Annotated in this window: 24 protein-coding genes and 1 pseudogene; 15 read left to right on the top strand and 10 right to left on the bottom strand. The window is 45.9% G+C overall.

The genetic code is table 11. The annotated features are described in order from the left end of the window. Nucleotides 1–31 precede the first annotated feature (31 nt). The 9 genes from RB620_RS21475 (at nucleotide 32) to RB620_RS21515 (ending at nucleotide 12282) form a co-directional block, all read left to right on the top strand. Nucleotides 32–274 carry a hypothetical protein gene (locus tag RB620_RS21475; protein ID WP_308097901.1) on the top strand — a complete coding sequence of 81 codons (243 nt, stop codon included), beginning with the start codon at nucleotides 32–34 and terminating at the stop codon, nucleotides 272–274. Between the two features lie 185 nt (nucleotides 275–459). Next, nucleotides 460–2073, top strand: coding sequence for a CotH kinase family protein (locus RB620_RS21480; protein WP_308097903.1), 1614 nt, complete (start codon nucleotides 460–462; stop codon nucleotides 2071–2073). Between the two features lie 234 nt (nucleotides 2074–2307). Next, nucleotides 2308–2952 carry a hypothetical protein gene (locus RB620_RS21485; RefSeq protein ID WP_308097905.1) on the top strand — a complete coding sequence of 215 codons (645 nt, stop codon included), beginning with the start codon at nucleotides 2308–2310 and terminating at the stop codon, nucleotides 2950–2952. Further along, a complete protein-coding gene (locus RB620_RS21490; RefSeq protein ID WP_308097907.1) occupies nucleotides 2949–3572 on the top strand; it encodes a transglutaminase domain-containing protein in 624 nt (207 codons plus the stop codon). Before RB620_RS21485 ends, RB620_RS21490 begins: the two co-directional genes overlap by 4 nt. A gap of 14 nt (nucleotides 3573–3586) precedes the next feature. Further along, nucleotides 3587–4231, top strand: coding sequence for a hypothetical protein (locus RB620_RS21495; RefSeq protein ID WP_308097909.1), 645 nt, complete (start codon nucleotides 3587–3589; stop codon nucleotides 4229–4231). Between the two features lie 139 nt (nucleotides 4232–4370). Continuing rightward, nucleotides 4371–5714, top strand: coding sequence for an aminotransferase-like domain-containing protein (locus tag RB620_RS21500; RefSeq protein WP_308097911.1), 1344 nt, complete (start codon nucleotides 4371–4373; stop codon nucleotides 5712–5714). A 90-nt stretch (nucleotides 5715–5804) separates the two neighbouring features. Further along, nucleotides 5805–7901, top strand: coding sequence for a sensor histidine kinase (locus tag RB620_RS21505; protein ID WP_308097913.1), 2097 nt, complete (start codon nucleotides 5805–5807; stop codon nucleotides 7899–7901). A gap of 20 nt (nucleotides 7902–7921) precedes the next feature. Beyond that, nucleotides 7922–8623 (top strand): response regulator transcription factor, encoded by a 702-nt coding sequence (locus RB620_RS21510; RefSeq protein ID WP_308097915.1) that lies wholly within the window; start codon nucleotides 7922–7924, stop codon nucleotides 8621–8623. Nucleotides 8624–8778: 155 nt separating this feature from the next. After that, nucleotides 8779–12282, top strand: coding sequence for an S-layer homology domain-containing protein (locus RB620_RS21515; protein ID WP_308097917.1), 3504 nt, complete (start codon nucleotides 8779–8781; stop codon nucleotides 12280–12282). A 602-nt stretch (nucleotides 12283–12884) separates the two neighbouring features. On the opposite strand, the pseudogene RB620_RS30405 reads toward RB620_RS21515, so the two are convergent. The 5 genes and pseudogenes from RB620_RS30405 to RB620_RS21530 all read right to left on the bottom strand — a co-directional run. Next, nucleotides 12885–13031 (bottom strand): annotated as a pseudogene (locus RB620_RS30405) (recombinase zinc ribbon domain-containing protein); the annotation flags it as partial. Further along, nucleotides 12995–13351, bottom strand: coding sequence for a recombinase family protein (locus tag RB620_RS21520; RefSeq protein WP_308097962.1), 357 nt, complete (start codon nucleotides 13349–13351; stop codon nucleotides 12995–12997). The pseudogene RB620_RS30405 and the gene RB620_RS21520, both read right to left, overlap by 37 nt. Nucleotides 13352–13374: 23 nt before the next feature. Next, a complete protein-coding gene (locus RB620_RS21525; protein WP_308097919.1) occupies nucleotides 13375–13881 on the bottom strand; it encodes a recombinase family protein in 507 nt (168 codons plus the stop codon). Between the two features lie 127 nt (nucleotides 13882–14008). Next, complete coding sequence (locus RB620_RS30410) at nucleotides 14009–14173, bottom strand: recombinase family protein (protein ID WP_374121445.1); 165 nt, start codon at nucleotides 14171–14173, stop codon at nucleotides 14009–14011. Further along, nucleotides 14170–14298, bottom strand: a complete 129-nt coding sequence (locus RB620_RS21530) for a hypothetical protein (protein WP_308097921.1) — start codon at nucleotides 14296–14298, stop codon at nucleotides 14170–14172. The genes RB620_RS30410 and RB620_RS21530 overlap by 4 nt, the downstream gene beginning before the upstream one ends. 110 nt (nucleotides 14299–14408) lie before the next feature. On the opposite strand from RB620_RS21530, the gene RB620_RS21535 reads away from it, so the two are divergent. Then, on the top strand, nucleotides 14409–15149 hold the full coding sequence (locus RB620_RS21535; protein ID WP_308097923.1) for a hypothetical protein: 741 nt from the start codon (nucleotides 14409–14411) through the stop codon (nucleotides 15147–15149). A gap of 62 nt (nucleotides 15150–15211) precedes the next feature. Beyond that, a complete protein-coding gene (locus tag RB620_RS21540; RefSeq protein ID WP_308097925.1) occupies nucleotides 15212–16222 on the top strand; it encodes a hypothetical protein in 1011 nt (336 codons plus the stop codon). Nucleotides 16223–16533: 311 nt separating this feature from the next. On the opposite strand, the gene RB620_RS21545 is transcribed toward RB620_RS21540, so the two are convergent. Then, nucleotides 16534–17436, bottom strand: coding sequence for a restriction endonuclease (locus RB620_RS21545; RefSeq protein WP_308097926.1), 903 nt, complete (start codon nucleotides 17434–17436; stop codon nucleotides 16534–16536). A 157-nt stretch (nucleotides 17437–17593) separates the two neighbouring features. On the opposite strand from RB620_RS21545, the gene RB620_RS21550 reads away from it, so the two are divergent. Both RB620_RS21550 and RB620_RS21555 read left to right on the top strand, forming a co-directional pair. Further along, nucleotides 17594–18436, top strand: a complete 843-nt coding sequence (locus RB620_RS21550; RefSeq protein WP_308097928.1) for a hypothetical protein — start codon at nucleotides 17594–17596, stop codon at nucleotides 18434–18436. A 9-nt stretch (nucleotides 18437–18445) separates the two neighbouring features. Next, entirely contained in the window at nucleotides 18446–19729 is a 1284-nt protein-coding gene (locus RB620_RS21555) for a hypothetical protein (protein ID WP_308097930.1), read from the top strand. Nucleotides 19730–20092: 363 nt separating this feature from the next. On the opposite strand, the gene RB620_RS21560 is transcribed toward RB620_RS21555, so the two are convergent. Then, on the bottom strand, nucleotides 20093–20536 hold the full coding sequence (locus RB620_RS21560; RefSeq protein WP_308097931.1) for a DoxX family protein: 444 nt from the start codon (nucleotides 20534–20536) through the stop codon (nucleotides 20093–20095). Nucleotides 20537–20644: 108 nt separating this feature from the next. On the opposite strand from RB620_RS21560, the gene RB620_RS21565 reads away from it, so the two are divergent. Further along, nucleotides 20645–21544 carry a LysR family transcriptional regulator gene (locus RB620_RS21565; RefSeq protein ID WP_308097933.1) on the top strand — a complete coding sequence of 300 codons (900 nt, stop codon included), beginning with the start codon at nucleotides 20645–20647 and terminating at the stop codon, nucleotides 21542–21544. A 10-nt stretch (nucleotides 21545–21554) separates the two neighbouring features. On the opposite strand, the gene RB620_RS21570 is transcribed toward RB620_RS21565, so the two are convergent. Continuing rightward, on the bottom strand, nucleotides 21555–21902 hold the full coding sequence (locus RB620_RS21570) for a winged helix-turn-helix transcriptional regulator (RefSeq protein ID WP_308097935.1): 348 nt from the start codon (nucleotides 21900–21902) through the stop codon (nucleotides 21555–21557). A gap of 139 nt (nucleotides 21903–22041) precedes the next feature. On the opposite strand from RB620_RS21570, the gene RB620_RS21575 reads away from it, so the two are divergent. After that, the gene (locus tag RB620_RS21575) at nucleotides 22042–22581 is read left to right on the top strand and encodes an NAD(P)H-dependent oxidoreductase (RefSeq protein WP_308097937.1); all 540 of its coding nucleotides are present in this window, start codon (nucleotides 22042–22044) and stop codon (nucleotides 22579–22581) included. Nucleotides 22582–22649: 68 nt separating this feature from the next. Here the strand turns inward: RB620_RS21575 and RB620_RS21580 are convergent, their stop codons facing one another. Together RB620_RS21580 and RB620_RS21585 are read right to left on the bottom strand one after the other, a co-directional pair. Next, entirely contained in the window at nucleotides 22650–23063 is a 414-nt protein-coding gene (locus RB620_RS21580; protein ID WP_308097939.1) for a nuclear transport factor 2 family protein, read from the bottom strand. 13 nt (nucleotides 23064–23076) lie between these two features. After that, nucleotides 23077–23943 (bottom strand): alpha/beta fold hydrolase, encoded by an 867-nt coding sequence (locus tag RB620_RS21585; protein ID WP_308097941.1) that lies wholly within the window; start codon nucleotides 23941–23943, stop codon nucleotides 23077–23079. Between the last annotated feature and the right edge of the window lie 72 nt (nucleotides 23944–24015).

The following is a 24015-nucleotide window of genomic DNA, read 5'->3' on the forward strand; positions in this document are numbered from 1 at the left end:
AAAAAGGATAGTATAAGGTGGGTCGCTATTTATGGAGTATGTTGAAAGATATATTGTTGAATTGGAAGATGGGACATTCGCGTTATGGGGGCAATTTGAAAAAGGTGGAGAACATAGTATACTGCCGATGAAGGATTTCTACAATGCGACATTATTTCGAAAAGAACATGCTGAGCTCAAAGTTGTTCAGATTAATAAAGGAGAATGGCTCTATTATGGCGATGAACCCAAAAAAGCCGTAGGCATTCGTAAAATTGAAATGAAAATTGTATAAAAGACACGTTCCGCTAACGGTGAACGATAGCTTAATAAACCGCTCTTTACGGGGCGGTTATATTTTTGGCTGAAAATCAACATTGAGATTTAACATAGCCTTTTTTTAAGATTCACTAAAGGATTAGAACCTAAGATAAGGAGGGATAGATGCCCCGGAAAAGAAGAAAGAAGGCGATGAGGACGATGTTTAGAAAAACACAATTCGCTATAATCTTAGGGTTAACTTTAGCGGTTGCAACCCTATTGACCGGTTGTGAGTCGACGATGGAGTCAGATCCTGCGCCGAGTGAAGAAACACAGGTTACAACGCTTGAGTATGTGAGTGAGATGGACAAAATAAAAGTTATGTCATTCGAGATTACGGTAGGCGAAGCCGAATGGCAGGCTATGCTGGACAACGCGGCAGCAGAAGAATATATTTCGGCAGACATTACGATTAATGGTACGACGATCCGCAATGTCGGCATTCGTCCGAAAGGGAACTCCAGTCTCTCCTCGATTGTGCGAGACGAGACGACAGACCGATACAGCTTCAAAATTAAGTTTGATGAATATGTGGAGGGGCAAACTTGGCTTGGTCTTGACAAAATCGTGCTTAACAGCAATTTTTCCGATGCAACCAGCCTAAAAGAATATTTATCGTATGACATAATGTCTTATATCGGAGTGGATGCGCCACTATTTGCTTTCGCGGACATCTCGCTTAACGGCAAGACATGGGGCTTTTATCTGGCAGTTGAGGATCTAGACAGCGGTTATCTTGAACGTGTGTATAACGATGAGGGCGAGCTGTATAAGCCCGAAGCCGCTATGGGCGCAGGCGGCATGGGCGGAGGACGGTTGCCTGACGGTGCGAATACAGGACAGGGCGTTGCTCCGAACGAGACCGATGCAACACAGAATCCTGCTCTAACGATGCCCGGCCGACCGAATGGCGGCGGGATGAGAGGCATGGCTAATAACGGCGTCTCCCTTCAATATACCGACGATGAGATCGGCAGTTATTCTGCTATCTTCGACAACGCGGCAACCAAAACGGATGAAGCCGATCAGCAGCGCGTAATTGAAGCTTTGAAAAACCTTGGCGAAGGCAAAGAGCTTGAAACCTATGTCGATGTGGACGCGGTGCTAAGGTATTTCGCCGCTCATACGGTGGTGGTCAATCTCGATAGTTATGTGTCAAATATGGGGCATAACTACTACCTGTATGAAAACGAGGGGCAGATCAGTATTCTTCCTTGGGATTACAATCTTGCGTTCGGGGGCTTCCAGTCGGGCAGCGCATCGGATGTCGTAAACTTTCCGATCGACACCCCGGTTTCAGGCGTGAGCATGGAAGAACGCCCGTTGCTCGCCAAATTGCTTGAAGTACCCGAATATCTTGAAATGTATCACGGGTTTCTACAAGAGATCGTTGACGGTTATTTTGCCGACGGCCAATTCGAGCAGACGGTTGATAAGTTAAGCTTGACGATTTCCGAATATGTGAAAAACGACCCCACGGCCTTTTACGGCTACGAGGAATTTGAAGCGGGGATCGTGGAGCTGAAGGAGCTGGGAGCGCTTCGCGCAGAGAGCATTCAAGGGCAGCTTAACGGGACAATACCTTCAACGACGGAAAGTCAGGAAGGGGATTCAAGCGCACTAATCGACTCATCCTCTGTAAATCTGCAATCGCTAGGCTCTCAGGGGGGAGGAGGCGACCGCGGCGGTCCGGGTGGCGCCGGAGGTCCGGGCGGACAAGGCGGTTTCCCCGAAATGAACGGGATGGATTCACAAATAGGTAAAAACCCTTGAACGCACTCGTTCAGGGGTTTTCATTTTTTAAAATATAAGAAAGTATAAGTTTTCACTATACTGTGCTTATATTTCTCGGAATGAAACGCGCTGCACCGCCAAAGGACGGCGACAGCCGTTTCACCTTGTTAGACGGATACAAAGATATAACCGGAGTATATAACCTGGGATAGACTTCAGCCAATCGTTTTGTTGCTAAAATCAATATCAAACAACTGAAAGGATGAATGTGGGATGTTCCAACGGATTCGAGCGCTAAGCTATGCCGGCATGGTTGGCGGAATAGGAATCGTGGCTACAGCCTTTGTTTATGCCAACACCCACGGAACGACAACGGTGAATAATATGGGGCAGTTGCTAGGGTTGAATGAACAGGAATGGGGGCGAATCGCAGCCGTGATTCCCGCGCTGCTCTGGGCAGCGCTGCTGGCTTTTAGGTTACGTATCGGAGATCGGATCACGCGGCTATCGGCGATCGGGTATAGGGTTGCATCGGCTGCGCTTGCAATAAGGATCTTAAGCGAACTCCCCCAATTCTTCATCGACATGCGTACGGACTATCAATCGCCCTTAGGGATGAGCTCGTGGTTATTATATTTGCTGTCCTTGCCGTTGCTGTCGATCGGTATGTTATCGATTTCTTTCGGATGCAAACGCATAGGCATGGGTGGATTCATGTTCTATGCCCCGTTACTCGCTGGCCTGCTTACCATTCCATCGTTTCTGGCGGGCGGATTTCTAGCGGAAATATCCGATAATGGCGCAATTTTTCGTTCAAGCGCGGTTTTATTGTCCATTCCGCAAGGCTTAGCCTGGATCGGAATCGGCATCGCCGCCTTATTAACAGACTTTCCCAACCGAAAGGGTGTATGTCAATGAATTACTTGTCGAGCTCGACAATTATCGATTACGACCATCCGGCGATTAATGAACTATTTCATGAACTGAATACCGACAGTACCGATGCAACGTTTTTGAAAAATGTCTATCGGTTTGCCAGAGACGTGATCGAATTCGAGTTTTGCGATTTCGGAGATACGATTGGCGATACCGTTATGAAGAAGAAAGGTCACTGCTACCATAAAACGAACCTCATTACGGGCCTTTGCAGAAAAAAAGGCATTCAAGCAGGGATTAAGCTTTGTACGATACAATCGGATGTGCTGAAGCCATATCTCACTGATGAAGTGCTGGATATTTTCTCGGGTCAGCCTGTAAGCCATTTTTTCTCCGTCATCCTTATCGAGGGGAAGTGGGTGTCCGTTGATTCGATCTTCGATAAAGATCTGCTTCGTTATTCGGACAGACTTCATTGGGCGATGGCGCAAGAATGGAGCGGATTCAGCAGCATAGAGCTTCCAAGAGACCTGATCTTGAATGAGCATAATGAAATTTTTGTTAAAGCGTTCGAGGACGGTGATTTGCCGCCGGCCAACCCTTTGCTGGATCAAATGAATGAAAAATTGCGAGTGATCAGAAACGAGTTGAACCGAAAATAGAGGGGAGAGGGTGTATGAGAGGAATAAGGCTGCAATTCATTTCAGGAGGATCTAGTATCTTAGGAGGAATTGCCTTTGCTTTTCTAGGTGCGGCGTGGGCAATCACGCACGGCAGCACGGCGATAAATCGGCAAGCCTATTGGCTGGGGCTTGGCAATCTGCAATTTAGCCAATTGAACATTGTTTATAGCGTGTTATTCATCATCGGCTTGTCGGCGTTCTGGAAAATGACAGTGAAGGAGAACAAATGGGCGATCACAGGCTACCGCATCGCTTTCGTATGTCTTTGCCTCGAACTCGTATCTCAAATCCTGCAGTACCATATCGTGAGTCCAATTCGTGATGTGGAAGCCACGGTTGTTACGATCGGCTTTTTGATTTTTTGGTTGTCGTGGCTTCTCTTTTCGTTGGGTATGGTCATTTTAGGATTATCTATGCGACTGCATAGCAAGTTCTACAGGATTTCGTTCGTACTCATCGGAGTCTTCCAGCTAGCCGCATTTTGTACTGAATTTTTCTTGATTAGTCTGCTTTACGATAGTACCTCGGTATGGGGTGTCTCGGTATGGGATGTCATTTTGGGATCGGTGAAAGTGCCGTTTTCTCTCGTGTGGATGATTCTCGGAGCTAAGCTGCTTCTAGATCGAAAGGCTATTTGAAAAGAAAAGGGCGTCCAGCAGGACGCCTTTACTCATTTGGCCATAGCAATGTTAAGCTGAACCGAATCCCGGAACTGTATCGATACAACTAGTTGGCATAACGTATAATGAGTAGCAGTAACGGATTGGGGGAAGCGGCGTGAAAAAATATTTTTCGATTTTATCCGATATGGAAAATAAGATCAGGGAGGGGCAATACCTGCCCGGTCAAAAGCTGCCTTCCGTCCGCATTGCCGCGGACTCGTACGGATGCAGCATCAGCACGATTACGCGGGCATACGCGGAACTGGAAAAGCGCCACGCCATTTATTCGGTCCCGCAAAGCGGCTTTTACGTCGTCGTGAAGCCTGGAGATTGGCGTGACAACAGGGATGGCAAACGGATTGATTTTGCTACGGTATTGCCGGATTTAGACGTGTTTCCGTATTTGGATTTTCAACATTGTCTAAACAAAGCGATCGATATATACAAGTACGACTTGTTTACCTATGGCGATCCGAAAGGGCTGGATTCCCTGCGCCAAACGCTCGTTTCCCATTTGGCCGGCGACCAAGTGTTTGCCAAAGCGGAGCAGATCATCGTCACTTCGGGCGCACAGCAGGCGCTGGAAATTATGGCGAAAATGCCGTTTCCGAACGGAAAAGCCGCGGTGTTGGTCGAACAGCCAAGTTACGATCTTTATTTGCGGTTTTTGGAGGCGGAAGGTATAGCGGTGCACGGCATCGCTCGTACGGCGGCGGGTATTGATTTGCGGGAATTGGAGCAGAAGTTCAGAAGCGGCGAAATCAAATTTTTTTACACGATGTCGAGATACCATAATCCGCTTGGCACCTCGTTTAGCGCGGAAGAGAGGAAGGCAATTGCCAAGTTGGCCGGCAAATACGACGTATATGTCGTGGAAGACGATTATATGGCCGATTTGGGCGCAGAGCGGCAGTTCGACCCGATTTACGCTTACGATCTGAGCTCGCATGTCATTTATTTAAAAAGCTTCTCAAAAATCATTTTCCCGGGTTTGAGGCTTGGCGCCATCGTATTGCCGGAACGGCTGCTCAAGACGTTCCACGTCTACAAAGGATACCCCGACACTTCGCTATTGTCCCAGGCAGCACTCGAAGTGTACATCAAAAACGGCATGTACGAGCGGCACAAGCAAAAAATAGGCAGCCTGTACGCATCGCGAATGCGGGCCTTGCATGAGTCGGTGGAACGGTACAACGAAGCCGGGTTGATCGAAGTGCCCGGCGTCAGTTCGGGCATCTTTACGCAATTTAAGCTGAAATCGACGGTAAATTTGGAGCGCCTGATAAAGCGGCTTGCGGAGAGGAACATCAGCGTCGTGTCCGGCAAAGGGTTTTATTTGTCGGATTATTTGGAGCGTGAGAAGTTTTTGCGGATCAGCATTTCTCAGACGCAGCCGGAACAAATTGACGAGGGGGTTAAGGCGATCGTCGAGGAAGTGAGGAAGGGAAGCAAGCGATAAATGGCGGCCTGCAATTCAGTTATTGCTACAAATGGTCATCAATGCTAGCATAGGGTACGGTAAAGTCTTCTAAGCGGAGAGAGAAGCCTAATGACGAATCGGCTTACGATATATATATGCATCGCCTTCCTCTGGGCGGCGCTCTCGCTGACCTGCTCGGCTGAGGTTGAGGCTAAGGCGGCCGAGGCTATAGCATCCGAGCGACCCACCACCCTTCCAAGTGCCGAGTCCGGACGGATCGACGTTTCGGAGTGGCGGTTCGAGCGGGACGGCCCCGTTGCGATGGAAGGGGAATGGGCGTTCTATTGGCGGGAATTGCTTGAGCCGGACTCACTCGAAGCGGGGACCGTTCCTCCGGCTGCTTACGCGCATGTCCCGGACATCTGGAGCTCCTACAGTCTGGACGGACAGCCGCTCTCCAACCAGGGATACGCTACCTACAAGTTGACGATCCGCTTTGCCGAGTCCGATGCGGGCAAGAGCTTCTCCCTGTGGGTTCCGAACGCGGCGACCGCGTACCGGCTGTGGATCGACGGCAAGGAAGCGGGCGGCAACGGGATCGTCGGCGAGAGCAGAGCGGAGATGGTTCCGAAAAACTACAGCAAAGCTTATTTGTTCGTCCCTTCATCCAAGGAGACAGAGATCGTTATTCAAGTCTCCAATCTTGTTCAGCGCAAAGGCGGATTATGGGATGAGCTGAAGCTGGGTTATGCGGATCAGATCAATCGCTTGCAAGTGAGCGGCGCCATCCTGCAATCCGGCATGGCCGGCATTCTGCTCATTATGGGATTGTACCATCTGGCGTTGTTCTTCATGCAGCGGGAGTACAAGGAGGCGCTCTTCTTCGGCGGGTTGTGCCTGATTATCGGGCTTCGTACGCTGACCGTGGGGCAGACGTTGCTCATACGGCTATTCCCGGACATTCCTTGGGAGATCGGCGTGAAGATCGAGTACTGGGGCTTCATATTGGGATTGGCCTTCTTTCTGTGCTATGTAAAAACGCTGTTTCCTCGGGAAACCAGCCGCTGGTATGTGCGGATTGTGATGGTTGTCGCGAGCGGCTTCAGCTTGCTGGTGCTGCTGCTTCCCGCATCGGTGTATACGAGGTGGATGCTGCCGTACCAGATCGTTATCGTCATCAGCTTTTTCTATATCGGATTTATTTTTGGTCTGGCTACCTGGCGCAAGCGGAACGACGCATGGATGAATCTGGCCTCGTGGATATTCCTTCTTGCGGCGGTGGTTAATGACGTCTTGTTTTATAACCTGATTGTCGTGACGGGCGATCTGTTCCCGTTCTGCCTTCTGTCGGCGATCATCATCCAGATGGTCATGTTGACGAGACGGTATTCGCGGACGTTCCATGATGTGAAGCGGCTGTCCTGGGAGCTGGCTGTGCTGAACGATTCACTGGAGTTGAAAATACGGGAGCGCACGGCGGAGCTGGAAGAAGCCGGGCGGCAGCTTGCCCGGACGGCGCAAGCGCGCCGCAGGCTGATGTCCAACATTTCGCATGAGCTGGGCACCCCGCTTTCGCTTGTTCAAGGGTACGTGAAAGGCATGATCGACGGCGTGATCCCGCCGGACAACCCGAGCTATCTGCGTCTCATCTACGACAAGACGATTGCGCTGGACCGGTTAATCAACGATCTCGGCGAGCTGTCCAAGCTGGAAGCGAAGCAGGTATCGCTGGACTTACAGCCGGTTCGCATTCGGCCATTGGCCGCGAAGGCGGCGGACGGACTGCAATGGGAGTTCGGCTTGTCCGGCCTAACGCTCGAAGCGGTGACGCCCGGCGGCGGCGAATTGACCGATGAGCCGGTTGTTCGGGCGGATGCGTTCCGGCTGGAGCAGGTGCTGATCAACTTCCTGTCCAATGCGAAGAAGCATACGCCGGCAGGCGGGCATGTACGAATGGATGTGAGCATGACAGGCGGGGAAGGCGGCAAACGGGTATTCGTGTCGGTAACGGACGGCGGGGAAGGCATCGATGAGGCGGCGCTTCCTTTCGTGTTCGAACGATATTATCAGGCGCAGAGGAAAGATAGGAAAAAATCCGGCATGGGACTCGGACTTGCCATCTGCAAGGAAATTATCGAATTGCACGGTGGTGAGATCGGCGTCCGGAGCAAGCCTGGCGAAGGGAGCACGTTTTATTTTACGCTGCCGATGTTGGAGAAAGATTGACAGTCGAGGAGGCGAAGGCGATGATGGCCGGCAAAATATTGGTCGTCGAGGATGAAGCCGACTTACGCGCGCTGATCTGCATGTATCTGGACAAGCATGGGTTTGAGGTGCATGCTGCGGCAACGGGGCAGGAAGCCTTGCAATTGTTTCATTCCGCCAAACCGGATCTGGTCGTCCTAGATATTGAGCTCCCGGATATGGAAGGGACGGACATTTGCCGGAGCATTCGCGAAATCTCGAACGTTCCCCTTGTTTTTGTTACGTGCAGACGGGATTCGGACGACATCTATACCGGTCTGGCCATCGGAGCCGACGACTATATGACCAAGCCGTTCGATCCTGCCGAGCTGGTGGCGCGGATTCAGGGGCATTTGCGGAAGAGAAGCCTGTTTCAAACGCTCGGGCACAACAAAAACCGCTGGTGGCGGAATGAGAGGCTCGAGGTCGATCTGCTCGAAATGACGGTGAAGGTAGAGGGCCGTCCGGTGCCGCTTTATCCGAAGGAGCTGCAATTGCTGCAGTTTTTTATCCAGCATCCGAACCGGGTGTTTGCGGCGGATGAGCTATTCGACCGGGTGTGGGGGGAAGAGAGCGGCAGCGACACGAGGACGGTGAACGCCCATATCTTCAATCTGCGCCGCAAGATTGAGAGAAATCCGGAGAAGCCGGATTTGATTCGAACGGTGCGGGGATTCGGCTATAAGTTTTCGAACGGACAATAGAAATAAGCTTATAGGATATGCCGCGGCTGACGCGGCATTTTTTGTTGTTTCGCGTCGATTTTGAACGGATTTTTAACTTGGGTTGCTATAATCGGGCATATTGACGCCGCTCATCATCGAGCCTGGCGAGATCTATCCGATTGGGAGGATTAGGAATGCGAGTCAGATGCAATCGAGCGATAGCAGTAATGCTGGCCATGTTATTGGCGATAGGAGGATTTCCCGGGCTAGCTGCGCCCGGGGGCGGCAAGGCGAATGCGGCGGGGACCGTGCAGGTATGGCAGGAAGTAGGAGGCGCCGGATTCTCGGGAGGTTATGCCAGCTCTGTAACGATGTCCGTATATGAGGGCGTGCCATATGTCGCTTTCCGAAATCAAGACGATAAGGCCACGGTTATGAAGTACGATGGGGAGGATTGGACAACCTTGGGCAGCGCCGGATTCTCGGCGAGCTATGCCAACGATATATCCATGTCCATCTATCAGGGTGTCCCTTATGTGGCTTATTCGGATGTCGGAAATGCTAATAAAACGACGGTCATGAAGTATACCGGAGCCGGCGCGACGGGTTGGGAACCGGTAGGCAGCCCCGGATTATCGGAGGGATTGGCCCATTATCCATCCGTGTACGTATATGATGGTACGCCATATGTAGCCTATAAGGATTGGCAAAGCGACGGTAAAGTCACGGTCATGAAATATACCGAAGCGGGCGCGACGGGCTGGGAGGCTGTGGGCGGCGCCGGATTCTCTACGACTAGAGCAGACGAACCGATCCTGCACATTGACGAGGAAACTCTATATGTAGCCTACATGGAAGTGTCTAACGACAATAAGGCCGCGGTGATGAAGTATGACGAGGGCAGCGGCGCTTGGGTAACCGTAGGCAGCGCCGGATTCTCGGAAGGGGAGGCCTATTTGCCATCCCTCTACGTCTACGAAGGCACCCCCTATCTGGCTTATCAAGATGAAGTGAATGGCAATAAACTCACGGTTATGAAGTACACCGGAGCGGGTACGACGGGTTGGGAAGCGCTGGGCCATGCGGGATTTACGGCTGGCAGGGCCGCTATACCATCCCTCTATGTCTATCAGGGCACTCCCTATGTGGCTTTTCAGGATTATTGGAATCAAATGAAAGCGACGGTCATGAAGTATACCGGAGCGGGCGCATCGGGCTGGGAGCTTGTGGGCGACGCCGGAATGTCGGCGGGTGAGGTAGCGTACCCGTCCTTGTATGTCTATGACGGTATCCCCTACGTGGCTTATCAGGATGTAGAGAATAGCTTCAAAGCTACGATGATGCGTATCAACACGTTTAATGCGCCGCCGAGCTTGAGTGTGAACAGGAACGCGGATGGCCAGATCGAGATTGCGTTCTCGGACGATGCGGCGTGGCGCGACGCGATTACGGCGATAAAGGAAGGAACGGAATTGCTGCCTGAGGGAACGGATTACATCATAGAGCCCGGTAAAATGACGATTACGAAGGAGCTGTCGGATGGCAAGCATACGATCGTCATAGAAGCTGACGGTTACGCCGACGCGACAGTCGTGTTCGCCATATCGGATGATTTCGACGGCGGTATGGGAACGGCAAGCAATCCCTTCCGGATCGCAACTGCAGACCAGCTTGACGCGGTCAGGAACTATTTGGAACGGGGCCTTTATTTCGAGTTGATTGCGGATATCGATCTAAGCGGTTATCCGGATGACGAAGGCTGGAAGCCGATATTTCCGAAACCTGGACAACCGATGTTTCAAGGAAACATGGACGGCAACGGTTATATCATTACGGGGTTGACGATTAACGCACCTGAATCATTTGGCGTCGGATTATTTGGCGGTATCGACAACGGCAGTATCGCGAATATGAGATTGGAAGGCGTTAATATAACGGGGGATCAATATGCAGGCGGTTTGGTTGGTTACAATGCGAACGGAACGATCAGCGACAGCTACGTCACGGGAGTTGTGTCAGGAACCAACATAGTAGGCGGCTTGGCCGGGATTAATATAGGAACGATCAAGAGCAGCTACGCTGATGTAGATGTGACAGGTAACTTCGAGGTAGGCGGCTTGGCTGGCGTCAATGTGGGGATGATCGATAATAGCTACGCCGAAGGAGCTGTGACAGGCGCGATCAATGTAGGCGGATTAGCCGGCAGCATTGTTGGAATGATCGAAAGCAGCTACGCCATAGGCGCTGTGACAGGCGATGAAAGGGTCGGCGGCCTGATTGGCGTCAATGAAGGAAGGATTCGCAGCAGCTTCTATGATACCGAAACAACAGGGCAGTCGGATACTGGCAAAGGCGAAGGCAAATCGACGAGCGAGATGAAGACGCTGAGCACATACAGCGGATGGGATTATGACGAGGCATGGGGAATGGATGAGTCGATCCATACCGGTTACCCGTATTTGCAGTGGACGACGCGAACGGCTCAATATGACAGCAATGGCGGATCGGCTGTAGGCAACCAAGTGGTGATCTATAAAGGCAACGCAACGAAACCGGCCGACCCGGCAAGGTCCGGCTACACATTCGGCGGGTGGTATACGGACAGCGGCTTCGCGGCGCCGTTCGATTTCACAACTCCAATCACGTCGGATCTGACGCTGTATGCGAAGTGGACGGCGATATACACCGGAGGAGGCGGTCCGGTCACATCCAAGAACGGCAAGCTGACGCTACTCGCCGGTCAAGCGGGCGAGGTCGGTTTGGACGATGCGATCACCATCACGGTCCCGGCAGGCGCCGCTCCGCAAGCGCTAATCATCACCATAGAGAAACTGGCGGACACGCAGCAGCTTCTCGCGAGGAAAGAGATTCTCGTCAGCTCGGTCTATGAGGTTCTAAAAAACATTCCTGCAAAATTCAGCAAGCCAGCCACGTTGACGATGGCGTTCGATTCGTCGATGCTGAGCGGCAATCAATCGGTCGCTATTTTCTACTATGATGAGACCGCCCAGGCATGGGTCAAAGTGAGCGGCGGCCAGATTAAAGGCAATCGGATTAGCGCGCCGGTGGATCACTTCACCAAGTTTGCGGTGCTTGCCGTAGACAGCGCTACTGGAGAGTTGATAACGGAGAAGCCAGCGGAAGAACAGGAGCTAGCCGATATTTCCGGCCATTGGGCGGAAGCGGCGATTAAGGAAGCCGTACGCGAGGGCGTTGTTAAAGGTTATGAGGACGGCACGTTCAAGCCGGATGCCGCCGTGACCCGCGCGCAATTCGCCGTTATGCTGATGAATGCGCTGAAGCCTGCAGGTGGCGGAGCCGAGCTGCACTTCACCGATGCCATTCCCGCATGGGCGCGTCCATCCATTGCGCAGGCTGTAGAAGCGGGTATCGTGCGCGGTTATGACGACGGCAGCTTCCGTCCCGGCGCAAGCATCACGCGTTCGGAGCTTGCTGTCATGATTGCGAGAGCGGCAGGCGCCGACTCGAAGGCGGCTGGATCAACCGGTTTCTTGGATGACAGTCTGATTCCGGACTGGGCCAAAGAGGCGGTAGCGGCTGTTAAGGAAATGGGCATTGTGAGCGGACGCAGCGGCAACTTATTTGCGCCAAGCGATACGGCGACGAGAGCGGAAGCCGTAACGATCATAATGAATCTGCTTCGTGCGATTGAACTGAAAGAAAAAACAACGGAATGAGGGCAGTGTTTAAGACGATATGATGCGAATTCAGCGCGGAGAACCGTATCATAAGTGAGTATAACGTTTTTGTCTTGATTCTCAGCAGCATGCTGATTGGGCACTTCAAACTTGAACTCGATGCTCTTTAGAGTCTTGTCAGGGTTGAGATTGATGCGCTCAATCAGCGATTCCAGAAGCTGCTTTTTAAACTGTACGTCAGCGTTCTCCATGAGTGTATCGAAATGTTCCATTACAAAGTGGACTTCGTTAGCATCATAGGATGTATTGAGCGCTTTAACCAATTCAAGTTCCATATCCTGCTTCTTAGAGTTTAGCTCAGTAAGGCTGAATTCAAGAAGTGACTTAAAATCTTTGTAGTCACCGTAGATGATCTTCTCCGCAAGGAATTCTTGCTTGATTTCAGTAAGTCGTTTTGTGAGTTTATTAATTTCTTTTTCTGTTTCTTGAAGTTGTTTATGAATTAAGCCAGTATCTATCTTATTATTTGAGTTGATTTCAGATACGATATCTTCAAGGATTTGTTTATTCGAAATCACATTTTTAATGTGACTGAGGACATTTTGCTCTAAGTACTTTGCTCTTACGTTATTTGATTTACATTCTCTTGTGGTAGCAAATTTGCTACACCTGTAATAGCCACCATGTTTACTTTCGAGTTTACGCTGTCCAGCATTTATAAAATTCATCCGGCTATCACACTCTGGACATCTTAGTAAACCAGAAAGCAAATGGGGATTAGATGGCATTCTAGGAGTTTGTCTGCGATTTGCTCTGTAATAATTTGAGCCTTTTCAAATGTATCTTCATCAATAATGGCACTTTCAAAGTGGATACCTTTTACCAGGATAAAATTTTCCTCTTTTTTTCGTTTTTCTTTATTGTCATAGTTTGAAGTTCTGCCATAGCGGATATATCTTTTGTAAACCGGATTATCAAGTATATTTTTAATTGCAATAGGGTTAAATGATTTGCCTTTCTTTGTCTTAAGATTTAGCTGATTCAGTTTGTCCCTAATTTGAACGCAACCTTTACCATCGACATACATCTCAAAGATCATTTTAATAATTTTAGCTTATTCTTCGTTTATGACTAGGCCCTTATTGATAATGTCATAGCCAAGTACAATGCCACCTGTCCATTTTCCTGACCTGGCAACTTGCGACATCCTAACTTTACGTTATCAATGATTGTATTTCTCTCAAACTCAGCAATACTTCCTAGCACTTGCAGGGTTAATTTGCCAAGAGCGGAACTGGTATCGAATTTTTCACTCTCACTGTAGAAATTAACCCTATTTTGTTCGAAATGGTCAACGAGTACCAATAAATCCTTTAGACTTCTTGAAAGCCTAGATATTTTCCAAACTACAACCACGTCGAATCTACCTTTAGAGCAGTCTTTGAGTAAACGTTGTAACTCAGGACGATCAGTGTTTTTGCCACTCTTACCATCATCAATATATTTCTCAGCTACGTCATAGTCATTCCTATAGCAATATTTCCTAAGTGTTTCTTCTTGAGCGTCTAAACTGTAGCCTTCTTTTGCTTGCTCCTCTGTGCTCACTCGAATATACAATGCGGCTCTAATTTTCTTCATTTATAATCTCTCCCTAAAAAGCTACCGAGCATCTGTAACGTAAGCATTCCTTGTGGAGTTGAAGTATCAAAATTTTCAGACACGCTAATAAAAGATATGTTGTGTGGCTGTAGATCATCTTCAATCATTACAGCAGATTCTTCAAATGACGATGTATTCTGTCTGATTTGAATACGATAATCGCATCAATCTGATTATTTTTATCTTGAGCAAACTCAAGCATTTTTGCATATTCGATTCTTTCATCAATCTTAGAGCCAGACTTAGCTTCATCGACAAAAATTCCTTTCAAATTCCAATTCTGACTGGTACAATATGCCTGTATTCTTTATTCTGTTCTGCGATTGATGTATTATCTTTCTGTGAATCAGAGCTGATACGAACATAGCCAATCACAGATTTGATTACTTGTTTCATGCGCTAACCTCCTGTAAGTAAAATCCAAACAAAACCATATGGAGATTGTATTTAGCAGGAAATTTTTGTACACATAAACTAGCATTTGAATTTGGTCGACAGGAGACTTTATGATAACTGAATTTCTTAAAATTATTAAAGAAAATTTACAGAAAATCACTGCCGAAGATATTATAATTGTTTTCTCTTTACTTGTCATTGGCATTTATTTTATTATCAAATATACCAGACAGTTATATAAAGATAGACTTGATTCTAAAGATGATTTAGTCAAAATTAAGAGTGATACAATTTCAGCAGTAAAGGAGCACGCCTCGACAGAAATGTCCATCTTTCAACAAAAATACGATGGATTAAGAGCGGAAATTGAGGTGTTGAAAAATAAAGCTGAATCTGAAATAGCTGAACACAATAAGCTGAAAATAGATTTAGAAAAAGAACATAGCAAAAATAAAGAGTTATCGGTAAAAATGAAGGATATTAAAGAAATTTTTTCTAATTTATCCCTTCTCAATGAGGCTTTTTTAGCTGTAAAAGATATCGAGAAGTATCAAATACTTCAAAAATTTAGTTTAATGCGACAAGCTTTTTCGCTTCTTCGAATGGGACATTTATTACGTAATATCTTAGATGGAGCGATACGAGATAAGGGCTTAAACGAAGAACATATAAGTATCGCTAAACGTTTCATTAACAACATCGAAATAGAGATTGACAAATTATTTGAATTAGGCGAAATGCTAGATGACTCTGATCGTCAAGATATCGGTTCAATAGAAATTGATTCATTAGAATTGTTTGATGAAGCATACGAGTTTTATGAAAGCCTTAATTTGAATACTTCTGCATAATCAAATAAGGATGAAGGTTAATAATTCAAATAATCGAATGGATGAGAGGATATCGGAAATATATGAGGGATTCAAAAGAGTATCAAATGAGTGAAAAAGCTTTTATTGATATATGGGAAACTTATTCAAAGCAAAGCCAAATAACTGGTAGCAAGCAGTGTACGGAATTCATTGAAAAGCTATTTTCTGTTACAGAAGGCCTATTTATTGTCGATCATTTTTCTAACACAAATTATGACAATATTATTGGAGTGGAGTATAAAGAGCCATTTACATTCTTGCATTGGGTTGATTTTGAGAAAAATAAACCTCCGAGAGGTTTTGAAGAAATGATGGCCTTTGCATACGGGAATAACACCTATATTTATTCTCTTTGCCAGATACAAAAGATAAAACTGTTGGACATAGGTGGCCACTTATTTGTGCTGGTAATGCCGACCATTACAAAAGTAAAAGAAGTAAAGAAAATACTTGATATAGAGAATCTTCAGAGAAAAGACTTGTATATCGGAGAAAACAAAGAGGATTTGTATACCGAGATAAGATTTAGGAGAGATGATGGCAAAATACATCAGTGCATTTTGCATGATTTACCTTTCTATAGCTTCCTTCTACAGCCAAAAGAGAAAAATATACATGTTGGTTTCTCGAAATTCCTGTTGATGGAAGAAACATTAATAGAAGCACTCATTAGAATCGAAAAGATAAAAATTAGATTGGATAACATGGATCAATCTGATTTAGATTATGATGAATTAAATGGCTGCGGAAATAGTCTCAGAATAATACTTGAATATGTTTTAAAGTATTATTGTATTTTTCATGGGTACTCTTTACCAACAGATCATTACTCGAATAATAAGTTAGGCAATCTTAAGAAACATATAAGCAGTAAAGGTGATGAGTTAGGTGAACTCTTACCACAAGGAATCATAAATACTGCTAATGAGTTTTCACACGATACAGGATTCTTAGGTGAATTACAAGAAGCGATTAATCTTCAGGCATCAGTACAACTACTTACTGAATATATCTACAATAAAATCAAAGAGTCGTTCAGTACATATAATTAGAATTAGGTTGCCATTTTGTCTTGGGCATCATTAATCATATTCTTCGCGGCTCATATCTTAAGCATAATTTTAAGTATATTCAACGATTTGATTTTCGTTTCATTTCAATGCCATCCTTGAAAAGCTTCAGATCAGGAATAGCAACCCCTATACAAACTCCTTTGTAGTAAAAAAGGAGTTGTTAATCAATGAACAATACAAACCGTCAAACATTCATTAAATTAGCCGCCGAGATCATCAAAGATGCACTAGCCAAGAAAGAAACCGAGACTAAACCAGAAACAAAGTAAAGGGAGCAGTAAGCCCCCTTTTTAAAATATATGTGAACAGTAAATCTCACCTTTCAAAGCTGCTTGGGTAAGAGCATGATCCATTAACTCTTTAAATGTATAAATACCGGATAAAACATTCATAAGATGTCCACCATCAAAGAGAAGAACTTTTATTTCTCTTCCTTTCGGCAATGCAGCAAGAACTTCTTTTGAGTATCCGTTCATTGAAATAAAAATACCTCTTGCATCCATTTTACCTTCAATTTTAAAATACAAACTAGCAATTTGTGCTTGGTCAACTTTCTTTTCAGTCCATTTCAGTTCAACCAGGTAATAGTGGCCCTCATGCTTTATAGCCCCGTCAATTTGTTCAGCTTCGTTCTTAAATGATTTTTCAACATATACACCGCTTATTATCATAAGTTCGGAGAAAAGCTTTTCAAGCTCATAACCCCGTTTTTGATTTTCCAATTGCAATACTTCATTGAACCTACTTTGTAATTTATTGATTTTGTCTAAATATAAATCAGGCTTTTTTGATTCTATCTTAAGTTTGGTGAGCTTATTTTGTTCTCGCTCCTTAATTTGTTTATTTAGAATTTCCTTCAACTTTAGAGCGCTTGTTTCAGCAATCTCTATCCGATGTTTTTTATCATGTGGCACAAAATTTTTATGTTCAATTAAAAATCGTACAAAATTACGAGATACTTCTAATCTTTTGTTATAGTCAGCACTCCGAAGTTCTTCATATAAAAAGTCCATATACTCTCTTTTGGTTGGCTTTAATCCTGCACTATTCATCCGTGCAAAGATAGAGTTACTTAAGTTGATGCTCACCCCTGCTCTTAGCCAAGCCTTTTTTAGGTCATTTACATACCAGTAAAGATTTGAAATACCCATCTTTATTTGAACTTCAATTTCTTCAGTAAACACATCAAACATAAACCAACCACCTTTAATGTTCTGTTATAAATAAGTATAGCATAGTAAAAATTGCTTATAACAGTAGAGTATCTCTATTGGGGATAAGTTTCATCTTGGAACGAAAACTACTTCAAATCGTATAAAAATATGTAGTTCAGGAAATAGGAGGGATTTGATGAATTACATAATTGATTTAATAAAGACTATTTTTCCTGATACGCAAACTGCCATATTTTTTATTATTTTAACTTTGATTACACTGTGGTTATATAAACAATTACAAACACGAATCAGTGAGAATGAAAAAAACACCATTGTGAAAACTGACAAGGCAGTTGAGGTTTATGCAGAGTTGGATTCTGAAATAAGAAGATTTTTAAAGAATAAGTCAGATGACATATCATCATTAGATGCCAAACTCATTAAATCCAGTCCGCATTTACCAACCGCTATCTTGGTCGATTTCCAAGAATGGGTTGACAAATTTGAAGAAGACACCAATATTGAACAGTTAACAAAATTACAAAGAGAAATTAGAGAGGAGATAAGAAGGTTAAAACATAGCCAAGTAGATTCAATTACTTATAAAAGCAATAGAGGTCTTACAGAATTTATCAGGGTATATTATAAGACGAAATTATCCTCAATCGTAGAGCCGATTTTTCATACTGGCGTAGGTATCTTTATCTTAATGATAATGTTACTAATTGCTTCCGTGTTTGCAACAGCACAAGAAATTACTGATAAAGTTTTACTCATATCGTTGTTCGCCGCGATGATAGTATCAATTCTCATACTTGATATTATAGTGATCGAAATTATAGCAAAAGGTAGATTTGTACACACAATAAAAAATTGGCTTATATTCGTGGCTTTTATTATTTTGAGTATTATTTTGGTTTTTGTTGGTCCGTGGTTTAGAGGAATCTTATTGATTGTTATAACGTTTGCATATGCATTTTATGCATCAACATTTAGTATCAAGAATCTAGGGAAAAACAAAAAAAGTACAGAATAGAGGTGGAAAATGAAAAGGAAAAAGTCTAAGAAACCATTAAAAAAACGTATTCGTGATATTGCAAGTATGAAAGAATTATCTGAAACAACAATTGGAATGAAGAATTTTAAACGAGCTATGCCTGTTTTAAATCCTTTTCTGAAAGTAGCAGGTGTTGATATTAGTAAAATTCAGGATGCGTTAGGTCAGATAGATGATTTGGCAAAACAGACTGAGGAGCTAGTGGGCATGCCAGATCGATTTAATGATTTACTGTCCGAACATGGTTGGATTATGTATAAAATGATGGATTTCACAATTGCAAAAAAAGCAGTAGTGAAGGCTGAATCAGGTGATATTCAAGGAGCGGAACAAGAATTAATAGATTATTATAGAGTAGAAACAGTTCGTAGACAGCTAGGTGTATTACATTCTATAACAGCATTCAGGCCTAGGGTGGATTTGGCTAAAAAGGCTCTAGAGGATTATGAGGCAAACCGTTTTCATGCTTGCGTTCCTGTTGTATTAGCTCTTACAGATGGATTAGTAAACGATCTTCATAAAGATAATAAAGGATTGTCTGCCGGATCAACGGAGCTCGAAGCTTGGGATTCTATCGCTGCCCATACACAGGGGCTTGGGAAACTTGTGAAAATTCTGCGGAAAGGTCGTTATAAAACAACGACAGAACAAATCAGTCTCCCTTACCGAAACGGCATTTTGCACGGGACTGATTTAGGATACGATAATATAACTGTTGCAGCAAAAACTTGGGCAACACTATTTGCTGTTGGTGAGTGGGCAAGCAAAGTTGAAAGAGGAGAGGTTAATAGTCCCGAAGAAAAGCCGAAAGAGACCTTTCAAGATTTATTGATTCAGATTCAAGAAAATGAACAGGCAAAGAAAGAAATACAGGAATGGAAGCCACGTGAATCAATATCTACCGATACTGAAGCATTTACAGTAGGTTCGCCAGAATATTTGTTAAAAGAGTTTTTATCTTGTTGGTTTCGAAAAAATTATGGAGGAATGACTAAAATTCTTCCATCAAAAATTTACACTGCTAAAGAAGCACCGGCTCGAATTAGGGAATATTATGCGGATAAGTTACTTAAATCATTTGAATTTGTTTCCATTATTGACGTGGCTCTTGCCAATACGACTATTGAAGTCAGGATGCAATTGGATGAGTATGGAAGAACGAATGAAAAGTTGCATAAGTTTATTATGATAAATGAGGATGACCAATGCAATCCAGTAGGTAGAACTAAAGCAGCGTCGAGGTGGATAAGCTACACTTGGCGTGTATATTAATAGTGAAAACGAAAATATCAAGTTAATCTTAGGCAAAATAAAGCCATAAGATCAGGTTTTTCTTAACCTGCTTATGGCTCTTTTTAAACAACAAATCGCACTTCAATCTTCTCTAAAATGTTATACCGAGACGTAATACGGTAAACCCTACCACAAGTAACGACGAATTTTTTTGGTGAAACCCTTCTTTGGTGTAAGGTGGTCGATTTGCAGAGGGTGCGTCCGGGCGTATAAATCGGAACGCATCCGAAGAATGCTGGTCAAGTAGAGGCACACCTCATTGCAGGCAATGTACGTGATATCAGCAACTCACACAGGCTGATCTCACCGAGCTCGTGAGAGAAGTCGCTGCCAAGGATTACGTTAGAAAACTTCCATCGTTAATATCAGCGCAATAATAAAGAAAATTTGCAATAACGTACGTTGCCAAAGCGAGGGAACTGGTCGGCCCCCGATCGACAATTTCATTCTGGCTGCATATACATTGGCAGGAAACATGAAGACGAGAAGACATGTTAAACCGATTGCTGAAATTAAGGACACCCTTGGCAAGATGATGCCTACGGCTCCGACGATCTCCATGATGCCGGTGACGGTCACCGCCGCGCTCGGGTTAGGAATCGCCGACGGAACCATAGCGATCAAATCCGTTCGCCGTTTGCCCCAGTGCGCGGACGCCGTTAGCAGGAACATGGCTCCGATCGCATATCTTAGCGATTCCTGCCACTCGTCCCAGAGCGGTACCCCGAATAACCCGAGCGCGTTAAAGAGGATGAAAGACGTCACCAGTACATAAAATGGAATCATTTTAAAGACCTCCTAATTAGAATGGATACTAATACGAGGAAGTTCATAAGAAAAAAAGCTGAAATGTTGTTATAATAGTTAGGAAATATATGGAGAGTTGCGTGACTAATGGAGCTTCGACAACTTCGATATTTTCTGGCGATCGCGAATGAAGGACAAGTCACCCGCGCGGCGCAAGTGCTGAATATGGCGCAGCCGCCTTTAAGCCAATCGTTGAAATCGCTGGAGGATGAGCTCGGCGTCATCTTGTTCGAGCGCAACGGCAGACGCATGCTGCCGACGCAGGCCGGCGAATTGCTGCGTACGCGCGCCGAGACCATTATCCATCTCGTCAACGAGACGGCCCAAGAGATGAAGGAGCTTCATGAAGGCGTCAGCGGCGTACTGCGGATCGGCTCCGCCCGTTCATGCAGTCCCTTCCTGCCGGCCCGGATTCAGCAATTCCGGCGCGCGTATCCACGCATGAAATTCCGCCTCTGGGAAGGAGATCCCAACGGTCTAACGCAGCGTATCGAGAAACGCGAGATCGACCTCGGTCTCATCCGGCTTCCACTGGAGACGGACTACGATCCAGGAATGTTTACGATACGTAAGCTTAAGGAAGAGCCGTTCGTCGCCGTCCTTCCGCCCGAGTGGGATCCCGATCCGTCGGCTATCGGCATTCGGCTGTCCGACTTGTCGGACAAACCCTTTATTCTCCTTCAAAGCGAGAAGTCGACCGGCACTTACGACATCGTTACTGGAGCGTGCGAAGCACTCGGCTTTACTCCCAACGTCGTATGCGAATGCTCCAGCATTTCCAGCATCCTTGCGATGGTCAGGGAAGGTCTTGGCGTGACCGTCCTGCACGAAGCATCCGTAGCCGACCAGCCGCATTCGCTGCACATCAAGCGCTTAACGGATGCTCCCATCCAATCCGAAGTCGCCCTCATTCATTTGAAGGATCGAATTCTGCCTCGGAGCGTGCAGCTCTTCATCGAAACATTCCAAGACATGACCAACCTCTGAACCGGCTCGTTCAGGGGTTTTCCTGTTCCATATATGCAAGATGCTTATAACCCCAACCGCACATATCGGCCAGAATAGGGCCTAATGTTCTTCCATAATCGGATAAAGCATACTCCACCTTAGGTGGAATTTCTTGATATACTTTCCGCACAATAAGTCCATCCCGTTCCAGCTCCCGCAGTTGATTGGTTAACATGCCTTGCGTAACATTCGGGAGCAGCCGCCGTAATTCCCCGAAGCGCTTGGTTCCTTCGTTTAAAAGAATAAACAAGATGAACGGCTTCCACTTTCCGCCGATGACCTGAAGGGTAGCCACTATTCCCTGCGTAGCAACCGATTCGTGAATTTCCTTCTCCATCTCTGCCACCCGCCTCCCTTCTAATCGTATGTTTACCCGTACTAAGTATGAAAATAAAGCGTACTTTTCAAATTTATGAATTTGAACAATAATGGGGACAGCGAATTCGACTTACAAAAAGAAAGAGAGGCTAATTGTCATGAAAATTATGGTTATTGCCGCGCATCCCCATTTAAACGAGTCCCGCGCGAATCGCGCATTAGCGGCAGAGTTGCAACAACGCGAGGATCTCTTATACCGCGACCTCTATCAAGAGTATCCGAAATGGAACATCAATGTAGAACGCGAACAACAGTTACTGCTTTCCTATGATCGGGTGATATTTCAGTTTCCGCTATACTGGTACAGCTGCCCGCCTCTATTGAAAAAATGGTTCGATGACGTACTAACATTCGGCTGGGCGTTCGGAACTGGAGGTACCCAATTGAAAGGAAAAGAATTTATCGTTGCGACGACGGCTGGCGGATCGGAAAAGGCCTATCGCTCCGGAGGAGAAAATCTGTATACAATCAGCGAGCTGCTAAGACCGATCCAACGTACGGTTACCAAGTGCAAAGGCATCTATCTGCCCGCTTTCGTCACCTACAATGCAAACGAAGGCACGGATGCCTATCTTGCCAAAGAAGCAGTCCGTTTCTCGGAGCATATCCGAACATCCATTCATGCACTTATCTCCTAAAGTATAAAGAACGACCCGAAGTCATAGCAAATATGACTTCGGGACGCCCTTCTTTTGTTATCCAATCTTTAGCGGTATTTGCGTTCGCTCTCATCGATTGGATAGTCATTGGCGCTCATATCACGCCGCCTCATCAAGCCATCTTCGTCAAATTCCCAATGCTCGTTGCCATGCGTCCGCATCCACTGACCTGTACCTGCATCGCGCCACTCATACTCGAAGCGTACGGAGATCCGATTGTCGGTATGAGCCCATAACTCTTTCATGAGTCGGTAATCCAGCTCTCTTGCCCACTTACGGCTCAGAAAGTCTTTGATCGCTTCTCTGCCCGTAAAAAAATCGGTACGATTTCTCCACTGCGAATCGATCGTATAAGCGAACGCGACTCGCTCAGGATCGCGTGAATTCCAAGCATCCTCTGCAGCTTTCACTTTGGCCAATGCCGTTTCCAACGTAAATGGGGGTATGATTTTTTTCAGCATCTCTACATTCACCTCATCCATTTTCCATAAAATCCAACATCAATTCGGCAATCTGATCGAGATGGGTTTCCAATGCAAAGTGGCCGCCATCCTCGAATAGATGAAACTTGGCATTCGGCAGGTCGCGTAAATAAGGATGCGCGCCGCTAGCAGGGAAAATCTCATCTCCTTGGCCCCACACGATCAGCGTCGGCGGTTGTTCCTTACGGAAGTATTCTTGCCATTGCGGGTAAAGCGGCGGGTTGGTCCCATAGTTCAAAAATAAATCCAGCTGAATTTCTTGATTGCCGGGACGGTCCAAGAACGTCTGATCCAATGTATACGTATCAGGGCTTACCGACTCTACTCGCTTTACGCCATGCGTGTACTGCCACTTCGTCGCATCGAAGCTGGTCAACCAACGCAACGCTTCCCGTTTTTCCTCATTCGCGGGATCATTCCAATATTCCTTAATCGGGTTCCAGAAGTCCGCAAGCCCTTCATCATAGGCGTTTCCGTTCTGAATAATCAAGCCTTTAATCCGCTCTGGATTGCGAGCGGCGATTCGGAATCCGGTAGGTGCGCCGTAATCCATTAGATAGACATAATAATCATTGATATTCAGTCGCTCCAGCAGTTTCTCCACAACGATGCTGAATCCCTCGAAGCTGTACTTGTACTGATCATGAGAAGGCGCGCTGCTGAATCCGAATCCCGGCAAGTCGGGCGCGATCACATGATAGTTGTCCGAAAGCAGCGGAATTAAGTTGCGAAACATATGACTTGAAGTCGGAAATCCATGCAGCAACAGGATGGCGGGAGCTTCGGTCGGTCCTGCTTCGCGATAAAAGATGTTGAGATCCTCGATCTGAACGTTATGGTACTTGATTTCATTTTTCATGGCGGTTCCTCCATTGGTTTATTTTTCCTTCTTTCTGAGGTCATCTTAACACGCATAAAGTTATATGTTAAA

The sequence above is a fragment of the Paenibacillus sp. LHD-117 genome (assembly GCF_030929555.1).
In the GTDB taxonomy this organism is placed as follows: Bacteria; Bacillota; Bacilli; order Paenibacillales; family Paenibacillaceae; genus Pristimantibacillus.